This is a genomic window from Candidatus Hydrogenedentota bacterium, assembly GCA_019637335.1.
GTDB lineage: Bacteria > Hydrogenedentota > Hydrogenedentia > Hydrogenedentales > JAEUWI01 > JAEUWI01.
Window position 1 is genome coordinate 122,387 of record JAHBVV010000003.1, and the last position, 16,055, is coordinate 138,441.

General features: G+C 65.2%; 11 protein-coding genes. 8 read left to right on the forward strand and 3 right to left on the reverse strand.

Annotated features, from left to right (window positions below; all coding sequences use genetic code 11):
- Nucleotides 1–89 precede the first annotated feature (89 nt).
- The 4 genes from KF886_05755 to KF886_05770 all read left to right on the forward strand — a co-directional run bounded on the left by KF886_05755 (nucleotide 90) and on the right by KF886_05770 (nucleotide 4,402).
- Complete coding sequence (locus KF886_05755; protein ID MBX3176842.1) at nucleotides 90–791, forward strand: hypothetical protein; 702 nt, start codon at nucleotides 90–92, stop codon at nucleotides 789–791.
- Entirely contained in the window at nucleotides 788–2,176 is a 1,389-nt protein-coding gene (locus KF886_05760; GenBank protein ID MBX3176843.1) for a hypothetical protein, read from the forward strand. The genes KF886_05755 and KF886_05760 overlap by 4 nt, the downstream gene beginning before the upstream one ends.
- A gap of 53 nt (nucleotides 2,177–2,229) precedes the next feature.
- Entirely contained in the window at nucleotides 2,230–3,204 is a 975-nt protein-coding gene (locus KF886_05765) for a glycosyltransferase (GenBank protein MBX3176844.1), read from the forward strand.
- 94 nt (nucleotides 3,205–3,298) lie between these two features.
- Entirely contained in the window at nucleotides 3,299–4,402 is a 1,104-nt protein-coding gene (locus KF886_05770) for an aminotransferase class I/II-fold pyridoxal phosphate-dependent enzyme (GenBank protein MBX3176845.1), read from the forward strand.
- A gap of 641 nt (nucleotides 4,403–5,043) precedes the next feature.
- Here KF886_05770 and KF886_05775 read toward each other — a convergent pair.
- Nucleotides 5,044–5,745, reverse strand: a complete 702-nt coding sequence (locus KF886_05775; GenBank protein MBX3176846.1) for a PEP-CTERM sorting domain-containing protein — start codon at nucleotides 5,743–5,745, stop codon at nucleotides 5,044–5,046.
- 2,283 nt (nucleotides 5,746–8,028) lie between these two features.
- Between KF886_05775 and KF886_05780 the strand changes: the two genes are divergently transcribed.
- On the forward strand, nucleotides 8,029–9,975 hold the full coding sequence (locus tag KF886_05780) for a beta-galactosidase (protein ID MBX3176847.1): 1,947 nt from the start codon (nucleotides 8,029–8,031) through the stop codon (nucleotides 9,973–9,975).
- Nucleotides 9,976–9,987: 12 nt separating this feature from the next.
- Here the strand turns inward: KF886_05780 and KF886_05785 are convergent, their stop codons facing one another.
- Together KF886_05785 and ytxJ are read right to left on the reverse strand one after the other, a co-directional pair.
- On the reverse strand, nucleotides 9,988–10,386 hold the full coding sequence (locus KF886_05785; GenBank protein ID MBX3176848.1) for a response regulator: 399 nt from the start codon (nucleotides 10,384–10,386) through the stop codon (nucleotides 9,988–9,990).
- Between the two features lie 221 nt (nucleotides 10,387–10,607).
- The gene (ytxJ, locus tag KF886_05790) at nucleotides 10,608–10,952 is read right to left on the reverse strand and encodes a bacillithiol system redox-active protein YtxJ (protein MBX3176849.1); all 345 of its coding nucleotides are present in this window, start codon (nucleotides 10,950–10,952) and stop codon (nucleotides 10,608–10,610) included.
- A gap of 197 nt (nucleotides 10,953–11,149) precedes the next feature.
- Between ytxJ and miaB the strand changes: the two genes are divergently transcribed.
- The 3 genes from miaB to mtaB all read left to right on the forward strand — a co-directional run bounded on the left by miaB (nucleotide 11,150) and on the right by mtaB (nucleotide 16,049).
- Nucleotides 11,150–12,496: a tRNA (N6-isopentenyl adenosine(37)-C2)-methylthiotransferase MiaB gene (gene miaB / locus KF886_05795; protein MBX3176850.1), complete on the forward strand. Its 1,347-nt coding sequence runs from the start codon at nucleotides 11,150–11,152 to the stop codon at nucleotides 12,494–12,496.
- Nucleotides 12,497–13,098: 602 nt separating this feature from the next.
- A complete protein-coding gene (locus tag KF886_05800) occupies nucleotides 13,099–14,592 on the forward strand; it encodes a leucyl aminopeptidase (protein MBX3176851.1) in 1,494 nt (497 codons plus the stop codon).
- A 104-nt stretch (nucleotides 14,593–14,696) separates the two neighbouring features.
- Nucleotides 14,697–16,049, forward strand: a complete 1,353-nt coding sequence (gene mtaB, locus KF886_05805; protein ID MBX3176852.1) for a tRNA (N(6)-L-threonylcarbamoyladenosine(37)-C(2))-methylthiotransferase MtaB — start codon at nucleotides 14,697–14,699, stop codon at nucleotides 16,047–16,049.
- The last annotated feature ends 6 nt before the right edge of the window (nucleotides 16,050–16,055 follow it).

Below are 16,055 nucleotides of genomic sequence, written 5' to 3' on the forward strand. Positions count from 1 at the left end.
GTAGGGGAATTCCCCGGCGAATACGCGGCCGGCCGCCCACCTCCACGTTGCGATGCGGGCCGCCAGCCCCTCCAGGACACCGCAAACCCATGCAATCTGAAGACCGAATCATCCATTTTGGCGTGGAACTCATCCATCCGCCCGTTCAGCACAAAAAAGAGACCCTGCAGAAACTCTATTTCGAGTTGTCCCAGGTCCGGAACGCGGGCTACGACAGCACCGACTTCACCGTTATGGCCCAGCCCCGCTTCTATTCCCGGCGGCCCCCGCGCTCGCAATCGATCTGCCTTTTTCTGCCCGACCGCGTCCTCGTCATCGAGGAGTGGGCCGATATCGCCATGAGCGAATTCATCGACCGCGTCGAAGCCGTTGCAAGCCGCGTCCTGGCGCTCGAAGGCGTCGGCCAGTTCATCGCGCACACCGCCACCATCCGATCCACCTTCGCCCTGACCAGTGTGGAGGACGGGCGCGTCTTCATGCTCGAGCACGTCTGCGGCCACGACCCGGAGATGGGACGCCATTTCAAACGTCCCCTCTCCATGATCGGGCTCCGGTTCCACTTCCCCGAAACCGATGAATACCCCGGCAACCTGCAGGTCAGCATCGAACCCTTCCGGCAAAGCCCCAACGAGATCTACGTCGAAGCCAAGGGCGTCTTCACCCGCGAGAGAATCAACCCCGGACACCTCGATATTCTGACCGATCACTGCCGGGGCGTCCGCACTTTTATCGCCGAGCGGATCTTTCCCTACCTCAACCAGTTCGACGTGCCGAAAGCCCCGCTCGAATGAGCGGCGCCCAGCTTCGCGTCTGGCCCGCCATCTCCCGCGCCACCATCGCCCCCGAGCTGTACGCGCACCAGATTGACATGGTGGGGGAGGGGGTCTACGAAGGCATCTGGACCGGGCGCGCCGCGCGGCTCCCCAACGAGGAGGGCATCCGCATGGATGTGCTGGCCCTCCTCAAGCACCTCCGCGTTCCCCTTCTCAAATGGCCCGGCGACGCCTTCGCGCGCTACTACCACTGGAAGGATGGCATCGGGACCGGCAAGGCCCGGGAGCAGCGCGTCAATATCCCCGGCCAGGCCATCGAGCCCAACACTTTCGGAACCCACGAATTCCTTCTGCTCTGCGAGAAGCTCGGCTGCAAGCCCTGGATTACCTGCAACGGCGCCACCGGGGGCCTGCGCGAAGCCATGGAGTGGCTGGAGTATTGCACCTTCGGCGGCGACACGACCCTCACCGCGCTGCGAAGCCACAACGGCCAACCCGATCCCTTTGAGGCGCCATACTGGAGTTACGACGGCCCGGAGGGCAGCGCGGTGCTTCGCACGCTCAATCCCGATATAATCGACATTGGTGAAGCCGTAACCGATACAAAACAACATAAAATGCGCCCAAAATTACATCAATTCGCCGTCGCCATGCCCACGTCCGGCGGACGAGACTTCGGCGAGCGCGCCTACCGCGCTTCTTTTGTTGGTTTGCGTCTTTTCGAGGCTGAAATTGAGCGCAATCTCGCGCTTCTAGACGCCGCCTTCCCCGGAAAACGCGTCAAAGCCGCCATCAACCAGTGGGGCGTATGCCACCCCGAAGCCAACCCCGAGGCCGGCATGGAGCAGCCCAGCACGCTGCGTGATGCCCTCCTCGCGGCTTCCGCCCTCAACCTCCTCAACGAGCACGCGGGGCGCATCGCCATCGCCTGCATGGCCGACGCCATCAATTCCAATCACTGCCTGGTGAAGACCCAGGGCCGCGACATGTACCTCACGCCGACCTACCATGTGTTCGACCTCATGGCGCCGCACAAGGGCGCGCGCCTGCTCTATCGCGAGCTGGAATGCCCGAAAATGCCGCTGCCGCGCGACCGGAACGCCGACGTCTCCAGTATTCCCGCGCTCAACGCCAGCGCGTCGCGCGCGCGCAAGCGCCTCTGCATCACCGTCACCAACCAGAGCTACAGCGAGACCGTCCCGCTCTCGGTGGAAATACGCGAGGCGGAAATCGCCACCCTCAGCGGCCGGGTCTTGACCGCGCCGTCCGCCACCGCCGAAAACACGTTCGAGAACCCCAAGACGGTGGCGCCCGCGCGACTCGACCTGACGCCCGACGGCAACACCTTCCACTACGCGATGCCGCCGCATTCGCTGGCGGCCTTTACCGTCGGCCTGCGCTGAACCAAACCCGCCGGACCCGCCGCGCCATGGCCCCGCCAGAAATATCCGCCGTCATGCCTGTGTTCAATGCGCGGGAAACCCTCGCCGAGGCCATCGCCTCGATCCAGGCGCAGGACTACCCGGATTGGGAGCTGATCGTGGTCGACGACGGCTCGACCGACGGCGGCGGCGACCTCGCCATGGACCTCGCGCGCTCGGATCCCCGCATACGAGTGCGCCGGGATCTCCACCGGGGGCTGGTCCCCGCCCTCGCTGCCGGATGCGCTGCCGCCCGCGGCGCGTTCATCGCCCGCATGGACGCTGACGACACATGCGCGCCGGAACGCTTCTCCCGCCAGCTTGCCTGGTTTGCGGACAATCCCGGCGGCGGCCTCTGCGGGACCCGCGTGCGCGCGATCGGTGGGCCGGTCCGCGTCGGGCGGCGCCGCTACATCGATTGGCTCAACGCCAACACCGATCACGACGCCATCGACCGGGAGCTCTTCATCGAATGCCCCATCGCGCACCCGGCCTTCATGATGCGGCGCGACGCCTTCGAGGGGCTGGGGGGCTACCGCGAATTCGACGGCCCGGAGGACTACGACCTGGTCTTTCGCTTCTGGCGCGCGGGCTACCGCCTCGGCAATGTCCCGGAGACCCTGCTCAACTGGCGCGAAACGCCCGGCCGCCATTCCATGGCCTCGTCGCGCTACAGCGAAGCCGCGTTCCGACGCCTCAAGCGCGCGTGGCTCGATCGCGCGGGCATCGGCCGCGACCGCCCGTGGTTCCAGTGGGGCGCGGGCGAAGTGGGGAAGCGCTGGCTCCGCGAATGGCCCCCGGGCGAAATGGAGGCCGTGGTCGACATCCGCCCCGGAAAGATCGGGCAGGAAATCCACGGCTGTACGGTCATCCGCCCCGAAGACCTGCCGCCGCCCGGCGCGTGCTTCGTGCTCATCGCCGTCGGAACGCCCGGCGCCCGCGATATCATCCGCGCCTGGTGCGCCGATCACGGCTACCGCGAGTGCGCGGACTACCGCTTCATCGCCTGAACGCGCAACGGTCGGGCGTTGCAGCCCTCCGGGGACACGCGCTACACTACCGCCCCTGCACGCACGCTCCACCCTCCAGATAAAGGATACTTCCATGGGCATACTCGCCGATCGCATGAACCGCATTGACGCCAGCGGCATCCGCAAGGTCTTCGCCATGGCCGCCACCATGAAAGATCCGGTTAACCTCAGCATCGGCCAGCCGGACTACGACGTCGACGCCGCCGTCAAGGCCGAAGCGATCGCGGCCATCCAGGGCGGCTTCAACGGCTACACCCAGACCTGGGGCACGGAGGAGCTGCGGGACGCCATCGCGGGCTATTACGATGCGCGCTTCGGCGCGAAGCTGGAAAACGTCATGGTCACCAGCGGCGTCTCCGGCGGGCTCTACCTGGCGCTCATGGCCACCATCAATCCCGGGGACGAGGTCATCTTCGCCGACCCCTATTTCGTGATGTACACCCACCTGGTGAACCTCCTCGGCGGAACCCCCGTGCCGGTCTCCACCTATCCCGACTTCAAGCTCACCCCCGAGCGTGTGGAGGCCGCCATCACCCCGAAAACCAAAATGCTCATCGTCAATTCGCCCGCCAACCCCACCGGCGTCACTCTCAACGGCCAGGAACTCGCCGCCCTCGCCGCCGTGGCGCGCAAGCACAACCTCCTCGTGATCGCGGACGAGATCTACGAGGCCCTCCTCTACGATGAAAAGGCCGCGACCATGGTCGGGATGTACGAGAACGTCATCCTCCTCAACGGCCTCAGCAAGTCCGCCGGCATGACCGGCTGGCGCCTGGGCTGGGCGGCGGGCCCGGCGGAAATCATCCAGGCCATGAACACACTCCAGCAGTACACCTTCGTGTGTGCGCCCTCGGTCGCCCAGAAGGCCGCCGTCGTCGCGCTCGGGGCCGACATGGAGCCCAAAGTCGCCGCCTACCGCGAAAAGCGCGACATTATCTACAACGGCCTGAAAGACCGGTTCAATGTCACCCGGCCCGGCGGCGCCTTCTACATCTTCCCCGAGGCCCCCGGCGGGGACGGCGATGCCTTCGTGAAAAAAGCCATCGAGAACAACCTGCTCATCATTCCCGGCTCCGTCTTCAGCGGCGCGAAAACACACTTCCGGATTTCCTTCGCCGCCACCAACGACACCCTCCGAAAGGGAATCGACATCCTGCACCGGCTCGCAGCCGGTTGACCGCGAAGCGCGCGGAAATGGCAGGATCGCGGACATTCCTGTCCGCGGCAACGTGAGCCCACTTCCAATAAATTCCCCTGACCCACCAAAACCACCTCGAAAAGAAAGTGGCACAGGCGTCTCGCCTGTGTTCAGCGCCGCAAGGCGCAAATGCAGGATAGCCGTCCCGGCTGTCCACCGCGCCAAAGGCGCAAAGGATCGCGGACATTCCGTGGCAGGCTGAGCGCAGGACTTCAAATAATGGTTGCGCCTGTGAAATGGCCCCGGTGCTCGTTGGTTGCATTGCCGCTTTCGCGGACGCGGGGAATCCATACCAGAGCAGCCGCTCATGGCGCGTAGCGTCACCCATTCAGGATGAGAATCGACGGCGGCTTCGCCGCCTGCGCTCCCAGCCTTTGCCGCTTCCTTTTTTGGGGATACTGTGATCTGGTTTGTATGAGGCCATTGTGGTGATGATATGGCGCTCGATAGTCGGAGCGGGCGTTGCCGCAGTCAGGCCGACGGTCCGCCGGTGCGGATATGTTCGCGATCCTTCTCCGCGCGTTGCTGCTCCAGACGGCTGAACTGATACGGGAAACAGAAGCCCCGCGCGGCGATGATGCCGCGCGGGGCTTCGTATAAATTGATTGACTTATCCCGTATCAGACCTTCCGGAAACGCGCGCGGGCGCCCAGCGCAAGCGCGCCCAGGCCCATCAGCGTGACCGTGGCCGGTTCCGGAATCGGCGCGTGGCTTGTCTGGCCGAAGCGGATGTTGTCAATGCCGACGTTGTCCGAACTGCCGCCCAGACCCGTCTGGTCAATCTCGATCCGGAGGGATTCCGCCGTAAGCGGGCCATTGAAGTCAAACGACGTATGCGTGCTGGCCAGGATGACGTCCGCCAGGCTTTCGAAGAGCACCGCGTTGTTCTGATCGTACACGCGAATCGTGCGCACCGCCGAGTTGCTCAGCCACGAACCGACATCGAAGCCATACAGCTGCACTTCGTACCCGGCATCCGCCGTGAAAAGCACCTCCAGCGGGCCCTGGCCGACGCCCGGAATGTAGATGACATTCGTCAGGTCGCTGTAGGCGGTACTCCAGAACGCCGGATTCGGAACGCCGTAGTCGACGACCACATTGGGGGTGAAGCCTTCACTCCCGACTCCATAACTGCCCGTCGCGTCAATCAGCCCCGTCACCCGATCACCGTAATCCTGATCGATCAGCTGACCATTGCCAATCGGATTTCCGCCCACATTGAGCAGGTCATCAAACGTCAGAATGGTGGCGCCGGCGCTGCCCGCCAGTGTCGATACAGCCAGCGCAGCCAGCGCCGACACAACAATACCCGATTTCTTCATGAACGTACTCCTCTGGTTACTGCCTAACTTAACCCGGGTTCGCCGCCCATTGCCGCTGCCCGGGGGCATTGGCATGCACAGTCGTCTAACCCATAAACCAGTCCTTGAGCAAATTCCGTGCCTTTTTGGAGCGCTGCGAAAAATTGCGCGTATGCCGTTGGCTTTATTGCCGTTCCCCGGTAACCGATCTCCTGAAAAACCCGCTCAATGGTTCCAATACGACTCCAGAGTTGAAATAATTTATCAATCGTGAGTAATGCTTGTCGGTTAAGGGATCCGGGATGCGCCATGGTGCGCTCGCAATGGGCGCGAGCCCGTACGCGGCGCGTTCACTTCGCCTGGGCTTGCATGCGGAGACAACTGGGGTTGCGGCTGCGGTTGCGGGTGTATTCTGGCGAATTACACTGCCGACCGTCTCTAAAGGGGGGTCACATTTCAGCCGTCTGACGCAGCAGCGCGCAGGAATCGCATCAGACGCTCCGGTATATCAAGAGGAAGCGGGGCAAAGGATCGCGGAAGGGAGTGTCCGCCAACCTGCGATTCAGGCCCGTCTCGATCAGGACACGCTTTCACCCCGGTGGGGGCTTCTTTCGGCTGAAGTGTTACCAAAGGCGCTATTGCCCGCGGGATAGCTCGTGCGAGATTTCGCTTCCCCAAGGGCGCGCTCTGGTATGATGAGGCCCGCTATGGTTGTTTAATGCTGGTTGAGGGCGCGCTAATCCCATGAATTTCATACACCGGACTTGCCTGGTCGTCGCATGTTCTACCGCATGGTGCGCCGCGAGCGCGCAGCCGCTGCCGTTCCACGACGCGGTCTCCAGCGCGGGCGCCAACACGGCGCCCGTTCCGTGGGCGCAACCGCTCGCTGGCGGGGCGATCCGCGCGCTGGCCATCGCGCCCTTCAACACGCTCGGCGATTTCGCCACGCTTCAGGCGCACCTGGCCCTGGATCTCGAAGCCGTCGCGCTCTGGGATCGGGACCACCTCGGCTACGATCCCCTTTTCCCCGAGCCGCGCTATCCCGACGCCGCGCGCGACCAGGTCGAGGCCCGGCTCATGCGCGCGCTGGACCGGAAACAGGTCGGCGTCATCGTGATCGCGCAGTGCAATCCGGCCGCGCTGCCCGAAGGCGTTCAGCGGCGGATCATCGAGCGCGTGGAGGGGGGGGCAAGCCTGCTTTTCGTGGGCGACCCCACCCGGGCGTCCGGGCCGCTCGCCGCGTTTCTTCGGGACGCCGGTGCGCCGGAGGATACGCGTGATTTCACGCGCGGGGTTGGGCCGCTGGGCCTGACCCGCAGCCAGGCGGATAACCTCGTCACGCGGCGCGCCGCCGGCGCCGGGCGGATGGTGATCCTCCGCTTCGACCTGGATCCGGCCTCCAACCACGGCCTCATTCCCGCGCCGGCGAGCCCCTACGATCTCACCCCGGAATATGAAACCAACGCCTACTCCCTCGTTTGTCGCGCCATGCTGTGGCTCGCGAATCGGGATTCCGGAGAGGAAATCGTCGAGGTGGCCGACATATCGCCGAAGGGCCCGGACGACGAAGAGATCCCGCCCGGATATCCGCGGGAATTCGTCGAGGCGGTTCGCCAGAACGCCTTCAACCAGCCTGTCCGGCCATTTGCGCTTCGCCTGGCCGAGCCCGCGCGCGACACCTACGGCGTGCTCTACCGCCTGCGCGTTCCCGGCGCGTTCGCCGCGCCCCCCGTGGTGGATGCCGGCGCCGTCTTGCGCAAGGGCGCCTCCGAGTGCGCGCTCGACATCCTCGCCGCGCCGGGGGATTATCTACTCGACATCTGGCTCATGAAGCGCCGGGGCGTCGCCGCGTGGCACACCGCCGAAATCAACATCTCGGGCTGGCCGCGATTCCGAGATATCTCCATCCAGCGCGGCGGCGAAAAGGCCGTCTGGGTGCTCCCGAACGACTCCCTCGATCTCAGGATCAACGTCGAGCCCGGCGCGCTGCTCGCCGCCGGCGACACCGCCGCGGTAGTCGCGCGCGCGGTCGACAGCCTCGATCGCCTCGTCGCCACCGCAACCGCCGCCGTGGATGCGAGCGGGGGCCACGTGAACCTGCGGCTGGAACTCGCCGACCTCATCGCCCCCGTTATCCGCGTCGAGGTCCTGGCGCTGCCCGGCGCCCTTGCCGCCGACGCCACAAGCCCGGCCCACCCCGCCCGCGCTACCTACTTCTTCCCCGTTCGCCTGCCCGATCCGCCCCTCCAACCCGAGGTGATTCTGTCCACGCCCGGCCCCTTCGACTACGCCGCCATCCGGCAGATGACCGCCCTCCGGAAGGCCCTCGGCGCCCGCCTCGCGCATGCCCCCGCGACTGTCGAGGCCCTGTTGGCCACAAGCGCGGCCGGACTCAACCGGATCGCCCGCGTGGGCAGCCTCGACGCCGGCGTGGGAGGGACCAGCAGCGTCCGGACGCCGTGCTTGTCCAGCGATGACTTCTGGGCGCGTGAGACCGAACAGATCAAGGCCGGCGCGCTTTCCGCCTGGGCCGGCGGCGCCGCCACCTATTCCCTCGGCGCCGGCCTCGCCCTGACCACCACCGACGCCCAGGTCTGCCAGAGCCCCGCGTGTCTGGCGCGTTTTCGCGATACCCTCAAGGCAAGCTACGGCGGGGTGGATGCGCTCAATGCCGCCTGGGGAAGCGATTTCCGGACCTGGAGCGATATCGCGCCGCTCCCGCTGGACCAGTGCCAGCAAACGCGGCAGTGGGCGCCCTGGCTGGATTTTCGGCTGGAGATGAATGGCGTTCTGGCAGACGCCCTGCGCCGCGCGCGAAAGACTGTCCTCGAAATCCCGGGCACGGGCCGTACCGGTTTCCAGACCGCCACCGGACCCGTAACCCCCGTGATGGGCTACGACTGGCCGCAGATAACAACCGCCGTGGACTACATCGCCGCGCCCCCGGATCCCTACATCGTCCGCCGCCTGCAATCCTACCAGCCCGCCCGGCCCCTCACCGGCGTTGTGCTCGGCTACCGGGACCTGCGCGATCGCGGGGAATGGGCGCGCTGGATGGCCTGGGACGCCACGTTCCGACAGACCCCCGCGATCTGGCTGGAACAACCCCTCAGCCGGGGGCCGCAAAACCTGATCGGCCCGGACGGAACCCTGATGCCCGAACTGGCCAGGCTCCGCGACGCGCTCGACGCCATTCAGGACGGCCCCGGCGATCTGCTGCTCCGCGCAACGCCCCGCTGGACCGGCATCGCCCTGGCCGACAGCACCGCGTCGCGCTACCTCGACCAGGCCGACCCCGAACCCGGGCGCACGGCGGAGGAAGCGGAGACCTGGTTCGAACACGCGCTCAACCAGATGGGCTTCGCCGCCCGGATACAGCCGCTTGAAGGGACGCTGGAGAACATCAACACGATCATCCTGAGCCGAATTCGCGTGCTTTCGGATGCCGAGGTCGAGGCGCTCAAACGTTTTCACGACCGCGGCGGGCTCATCCTCTCGGACGGGCGCGCCGGGCGATTCGACATTCACGGGACGCCCCGCGCCGCGAACCCGCTGCCCTTTTTGCACCCGCTGCACCCCGAATCCCCGGACGACGCCTTCGCCCTCTGGAGCAACCGGCCCGTCTGGGTGAGCCAGGCGGGGGAGGGGGCCGCCAACCGCGAGATCCTGGCCCACCTGCTCGCGCGCGCGGGCAATGAACCAAGCCTGCCGGTTCAACTCCCCGAGAAGCAGGATGGCGCCGTGTCCCTCTTCCAGTTCGCGTACGGCGCCGCGACCATCGTGGCCTGCCTGCCGGATCGCGACGCGCCCACCACCGTCCGCCGGGCCAGCCTGAAGCTCCCCGACGATACCCACGCCTTCAGCCTGCTCGACGCCGAGGCGTCCGCCGTGTCACGCCGGATCCAGTGGACCATCGCGCCCGGCGTCCCCAATATCTACGCCATCCTGCCGTACCGCGTGAAGAAGCTCGCGATTGAGACGCCCGCGCTTGCCCCGGCGGGGTCCCGGCTGCACCTGTCGGTCGCACTCGACACCGGCGACGTTCGGCCCGGCACGCACGGGCTGGCCATCCAACTGGCCGATCCAACCGGCCAGGAATTGCGGCACTACCGCCGGTTTATCGAGACGGAGGACGGGCGCGCATCGGCCTATATTCCCCTCGCGCACAACGAACTGTCCGGGCGATACACCCTGACGGTCCGCGACGTGCTTACCCGCCAGACCGCAACGGCCTACATCGACGTGAAGTGACGGGGCGCGCCGCTAGAACAGCGAGAGCACCCGGAGTTCGTCCGTTATTCGCGCTTTTTCATACGGCTTCACAAGATACCCATCGCACCGGGCGTCAAAGGCCTCCAGCACGGACTTCGAGTCGTCCAGCGCGCTCGTAATCACGATACGCGCCCCCTCCTCGCGCGCGATCCCGTGCGCCTCCTCCAGGCCGCGCATGGCCCGGAGCGCCTCGTGCCCGTCCATCCCCGGCATCATAATATCCAGGCACACCAGGTCGTAGCGGTGCTCCACCTCAATCGCAAGCCGGAACATCGCCACGGCCGTCTCCCCGTCCCCGGCAACCTCGCAGCGGCCATACTCCCCCAGAAAATGCGCCAGAAGGCGCTGGCTGGTCACGTCATCCTCAACAATCAAGATCCGCAGGCTCACGGTTCACCCTCCTGCCCCGGCAACGGCAAAAAAAAAGGCCCCAGCGAGTCGGACGGGGCGTATGAAAAGCAAATAAGCGGGTCGGCGCAAGCGCCAGATGTATATGGTATGAAACTCGCCGTCCAATCCGTTGGGGCGGCGCATGTGTTTACCACAGCAGCCATCCATATGGTGCCACACTTCAATTCGCTTGTCAACTGAAAAAAATGGACAGTTCCGGCTTACCCGCCCGCCTCCGACAGCGCCCGCGTAAGCGCCGCCGGACGGATCGCCCCGTGCGACGTGTGCCACAATGCCGACCCGCCCGACACCAGCAATATCTGCGGCGAGGCGTGCCGCACCCCCAACACATCCGCAATCACATTGGACACCGGGCGCGACTCCACCACGTAGTTGATATACACGGGCGCGGGCGGCTCGCTTGCGCCATCGATCCAGGCGCGCACCTCGCTCAGGGCGCCCGAAGAAACCGGGCAGCGCGTGCTGTGCTTGAAAATGAACACCGGCCGCGCTTCGCTCTCCGCCAGGCACGCGTCCAGCGCGTCCAGGGTATCCAGCTTGGTCATGCCCGCCTCCGTTCCGGGCTGCCCCGCCCCGGCGAGGCCCCCCAGCAGTGTCTTGAGAATGGTCCACACGGCCGTCTGCGCAACTTTCCTGTTTTTGACCCATTTCCGGGCCGGGTGCTATACTAGGCGACCTTGCGCACAAAACGCAAGCCGTTTTCAAGGCACGAGTTACCCATCCCAAGCGCCCGAGAGCACCCATGCCGGACAAAGCCTACATCAAGACCTTCGGCTGCCAGATGAACGAGCACGACAGCTTCCAGATGCGCGGCGTGCTCGAACGCGAAGGCTACGAAATCACCGAAGATCACAACGACGCCTCCCTCATCGTCGTCAACACCTGCTCCGTGCGCCACAACCCCGAGAACAAGGTCTACAGCCTCGTCGGCCAGTTGCGCGATCGCAAACAGCAGGATCCCAACCTCATCATCGCCGTTGCCGGATGCGTCGCACAGCAGGAAGGCGAAAAGATCCTCAAGCGCGACAAATCCGTCGACATGGTCTTCGGTCCCGACAACTTCTTCAAGCTCCCGGAGATGATCCAGCAGGTCAAGGCCGGCGAGCGCGTCTGCAACACCAAATGGCAGCCCCGCGACCGCAAAATCCAGAACTTCATCCCCGAGGAATGGGTCGAAAACGGCCACGTCGAAGGCGTCAAGGCCTACATCGCGATTACGAAGGGCTGCAACAACATGTGCACCTTCTGCATCGTGCCCTTCACCCGCGGCCGCGAGGTCTCCCGCGAGAAGGACAACATCCTCCGCGAGGCCCGCGCACTCATCCGCAACGGCGCGAAGGAAATCTGGCTCCTCGGCCAGAACGTCAACTCCTACCAGGCCGCGGCGGACTACCGCTTCTATGAACTGCTCGATGAATTGTCGCGCCTCGAAGGCCTCCAGCGCATCCGCTTCACCTCGCCCCACCCCAAGGACTGGAACAACGCCCTCTCCGACCTCATGGCCGAGCGCAAGTCCATCGCGAACCAGTTGCACCTGCCCTTCCAGGCCGGCAGCGACCGTATCCTCCACGCGATGCGCCGCAACCACACGCTCGACGAGTACCTGGCAAAGGTGAAGTACCTCCAGCAGGTCAACCCCGGCGTCGAGCTCAGCACCGACCTCATCGTCGGCTTCCCCGGCGAGACCGACGAGGACTTCGAGCAAACCATGCACTGCCTGCGCGAAGTGCGCTTCGGCCAGGTCTTCGCCTTCAAATACTCCCCCCGCCCCGGCACCGTCGCCGAGGCGCTCGAAGACGATGTGCCCCGCGAAGTGAAGGAAGCGCGCCTCGCCCGTGTCCTCGAACTGCAGCAGCGGATCAACAACGAGCAGCTCGCCGCCTACCACGGGTCCGTGCAGGAGGTCCTCATCGACCACGCCCACACCCGCAAGCGCGGCTGGCTCAACGGTCGCACCGACAACTACCGCCCCATCACCTTCCCCGCGCCCGACCACGAAATCGGCGACATGGTCCAGGTCGAGGTCACGGGCTACAAAGGCCACTGGCTCGAAGGCGAATTGGTGGGAGCGACGGCGGCCACGGCCTGATGCGTGATGGGCCGGCAAAAGGGCGTTTCGGGTGTGTCGCCAGGCCCCGACCAAGGCCGCTTGAAATGCCAACTGAAGCGCGCAGGGCTGGGAGCGCAGGCGTCCCCGCCTGCTTCACGCACCGCAGGTGCAGCAAGGATCGCGGACATTCCCCGGCAAATGTAGGATAGCCGTCCCGGCTGTCCCCCGCGCCAACGGCGTGCAAAGGATCGCGGGCATTCCTGCCCGCGGCAAAGGGGGCTCGGGCCTTCAATGGCCGCCGTGGGTTTGGAATGAAAACCTGCCTTTTGCCAAGACCGGAACGCGACGGGAACCGGGGCCTCTCAAAAAGCGCAGCGATCAGGGTCCGTCTCGGGCGAACCCTGCCGCAGGCACGAATGCCCGCGATCCTGTGATGCCTACCCTCGGAATTCGAGGCTGCGGAACAGACGCGTCTTCACGTTCCCGGGCGGCCCGCAAACATTGCCCCGTATCCCCGCAGACAAGTAAAATACACGTTACGGGCGCCGCGATTGCATTTCCGGACTTCCGAGAACGCCCCAGGCGCCGGCGCGGCAGTGACCGCCTCTTCCCAGCAAAAGCCCCGATAGGAACAGCCCTTCATGAACGTAGAAGTCGTACCCTTTGACGCCTGCAAGGTCGTCGAGGAAGAATCCTGCCTCGTCATTCCCCTGTTTGAGAAGGCCTTCCCCCTCGACAGCAGCCTCCTTAATGACAAGGACGAGGAATTCCTCCAGACCCTCGCCGACAAGAACATCATCACTGGCAAGGCCCAGACCTGCTACTACGCGGCCACGCCGCGCAGCACCTACCAGGGCGTGCTTGTGGTCGGGCTTGGGCCCCGCGACGACTACGACGACGAAACCTGGCGGCGTACCGGCGGCAAGGCCGTGGAACTGCTCCAGCTCCACCGCGTGAGCCACGTCTACCTCGACCTCTCCCGCCACGACAACGTGCCGCCGCTCCCCTTCCTGGAGGGCCTCGTCCTCGGGCAGTACAACTTCGAGGTGTACAAGAAGGCCCCGGAGCCCGGCGACGCGCCCGTGAAGATCCAGACGGCCACCGTGATCACCGACGACAAGACCGAGCCGACGGCCCTGCTCTCCAGCATCCAGCTCGGCGTGCTTGCGTGCCTCAGCGCGAACGGCGCCCGGCACCTGGCCAACACCGCGCCCAACGAAATGACGCCCCGCGCCCTGGCCGACTTCGCCCAGGGCATCGCGGATGAATCCGGCTGCAAATGCACCATCATGGAGCCCGAGGAAATGGAGCGCCTCGGCATGAACGCGCTCCTCGGTGTCGCCCGCGGCAGCGCCCAGCCCCCGCGCCTCATCTTCCTCGAACACCACCACAGCGACAACGTCAAGACCCTCGCCATCGTGGGCAAGGGTATCACCTTCGACACGGGCGGCATCAGCATCAAGCCCGCCGCCGGCATGCACGAAATGAAGTACGACATGTGCGGCGCCGCGGCGGTCCTCTGCGCCTTCATGACCATCGCCGAGCTCAAGCCCGCCATCAACGTGGTCGCCGTCGTGCCCGCCGCCGAGAACATGACCGGCGACGCCGCCCAGCGCCCCGGCGACATCGTCAAGGCGTACAACGGCAAGACCATCGAAGTGCACAACACCGACGCCGAGGGCCGCCTCGTCCTCGCCGACGCCATGGCCTACACCGTCGACAAGTACAAGCCCCACGCCATGGTCGACGCCGCCACCCTCACCGGCGCCTGCGTCGTCGCCCTGGGCCACTGCGCCGCCGGCCTCTTCAGCAACAACCCGTCCCTCGCCAGCGCCCTTATCGCCGCCGGCGAAGCCACCGGCGAGCGGCTCTGGCAGCTCCCCCTCTGGAAAGACTACGACAAGCTCATCGAAGGCACGCACGCCGACATCTGCAACGTCGGCCCGCGCGAAGGCGGCGCCATCACCGCCGCCGCCTTCCTCAAGAACTTCGTGGGCGATACCCCCTGGGCCCACATCGACATCGCCGGCACCGCCTGGGACGTCAAAAACACCCCCTACTGGAACACCAACCACGCCACCGGATTCGGCGTAAGGCTCCTGACCAAATGGATCTTGGACCAGGTGGAGGAATAGGCTTTAGGCTTTAGGCTTTAGGCTGTAGGCTGTAGGCTGTAGGCTGTAGGCTGTAGATTTCAGGCCCGAATAGACCCACTTCAACCCGAGCCCGCTCAAACGCCATGTCAACTGTCAACTGTCAACTGTCAACTGAAAAACGCGCGACGGTCCACACCCTCGGCTGCCGCCTCAATCAGTCCGAGTCCGCCATCCTGGAGGAAAAACTCCGGGCGGATGGCTATACCCTCGTGCCCTTCGGCCAACCCGCCGACCTCGCCATCGTCAACACCTGCACCGTCACGAACGAAGCCGACGCCAAATCGCGTAAGCTCGTCCGCCAGTTCATCCGCAACAATCCCGGCGCCTACACCGCCGTCATCGGCTGCTACGCGCAGATGGGCGCCAAAACCCTCGCCAGCATCCCCGGCGTCGACCTCATCATCGGCAACCAGGAAAAGCTCAACGTCCTCGACTACGTCAAGGCCGGAAAAAACGAAACCCCCCTCGTCATCCGCGACCGCATCGACCGCGACGACTTCTTGATAGAATTCGGCGACGAAAACACCCCCCTCAGCCGCCGCGCCAACCTCAAGGTGCAGGACGGCTGCGACTTCATGTGCAGCTTCTGCATCATCCCCTTCGCCCGCGGACGCGCACGCGCCCGGGAGTGGGGGAACCTCCTCGACGAAGCCCGCAGCCTCGTCGATCGCGGCGCAAAGGAAATCATCCTCACCGGCGTCAACATCGGCACCTACAACCTCGAAGGCCGCAACATCCTCCACATCGTCGACGCCCTCAACGAGATCGAAGGCCTCCACCGCATCCGCATCAGCTCCATCGAGCCCACCACCATCCCCGGCGAACTCTTCGACCGCATGAACGACCCGGCCCACGCCCTCCTCCCCTACCTCCACATCCCCCTCCAGGCCGGCTCCGACAACATCCTCACCGCCATGCGCCGCAAATACACCCGCCAGGAATTCCTCGACTTCATCTTCCACGCCCACGACGCCGTCCCCGGCATCGGCATCGGCACCGACATCCTCGTGGGCTTCCCCGGCGAAGCCGACCAGGACTTCGAACACACCTGCGACGCCCTCTGGAAAAGTCCCCTCGTCTACGCCCACGTCTTCAAATACTCCGAACGCCACGGCGCCGCCTCCACCCGAATCCCCCACAAAGTCCCCCCGCAGACCATCAACGAACGCGCCGCCCGCCTCCGCAAGCTCAGCGCCGACAAGACCCGCATGTTCTGCGAGCACCAAATCGGCCAGACCCAAGAAGTCCTCTTCGAACAGGCGCAGGATGGATTCTGGACGGGATATACGGGGAACTACACCCGCGTGGCGGCGGAGAGCGGAGAGGACCTGACGAACGAGATGCGGAGGGTAAAGCTGGAGGAAGTCCGCGGGGACTTGGTGTTTGGACAACTAAACTTCCAGCGTCCTCAGATTCTGATACCGCAAGTGAGTTAGCTAGCA

Bases quoted from the DNA above. Each gene is read 5' to 3' on its own strand.
- miaB (MBX3176850.1), top strand. From the start codon at position 11,150: ATGCCGGACAAAGCCTACATCAAGACCTTCGGCTGCCAGATGAACGAG.
- KF886_05770 (MBX3176845.1), top strand. From the start codon at position 3,299: ATGGGCATACTCGCCGATCGCATGAACCGCATTGACGCCAGCGGCATC.
- ytxJ (MBX3176849.1), bottom strand. From the start codon at position 10,952: ATGACCAAGCTGGATACCCTGGACGCGCTGGACGCGTGCCTGGCGGAG.
- KF886_05775 (MBX3176846.1), bottom strand. From the start codon at position 5,745: ATGAAGAAATCGGGTATTGTTGTGTCGGCGCTGGCTGCGCTGGCTGTA.
- KF886_05800 (MBX3176851.1), top strand. From the start codon at position 13,099: ATGAACGTAGAAGTCGTACCCTTTGACGCCTGCAAGGTCGTCGAGGAA.
- mtaB (MBX3176852.1), top strand. From the start codon at position 14,697: ATGTCAACTGTCAACTGTCAACTGTCAACTGAAAAACGCGCGACGGTC.
- KF886_05765 (MBX3176844.1), top strand. From the start codon at position 2,230: ATGCCTGTGTTCAATGCGCGGGAAACCCTCGCCGAGGCCATCGCCTCG.
- KF886_05760 (MBX3176843.1), top strand. From the start codon at position 788: ATGAGCGGCGCCCAGCTTCGCGTCTGGCCCGCCATCTCCCGCGCCACC.
- KF886_05780 (MBX3176847.1), top strand. From the start codon at position 8,029: ATGACCGCCCTCCGGAAGGCCCTCGGCGCCCGCCTCGCGCATGCCCCC.
- KF886_05755 (MBX3176842.1), top strand. From the start codon at position 90: ATGCAATCTGAAGACCGAATCATCCATTTTGGCGTGGAACTCATCCAT.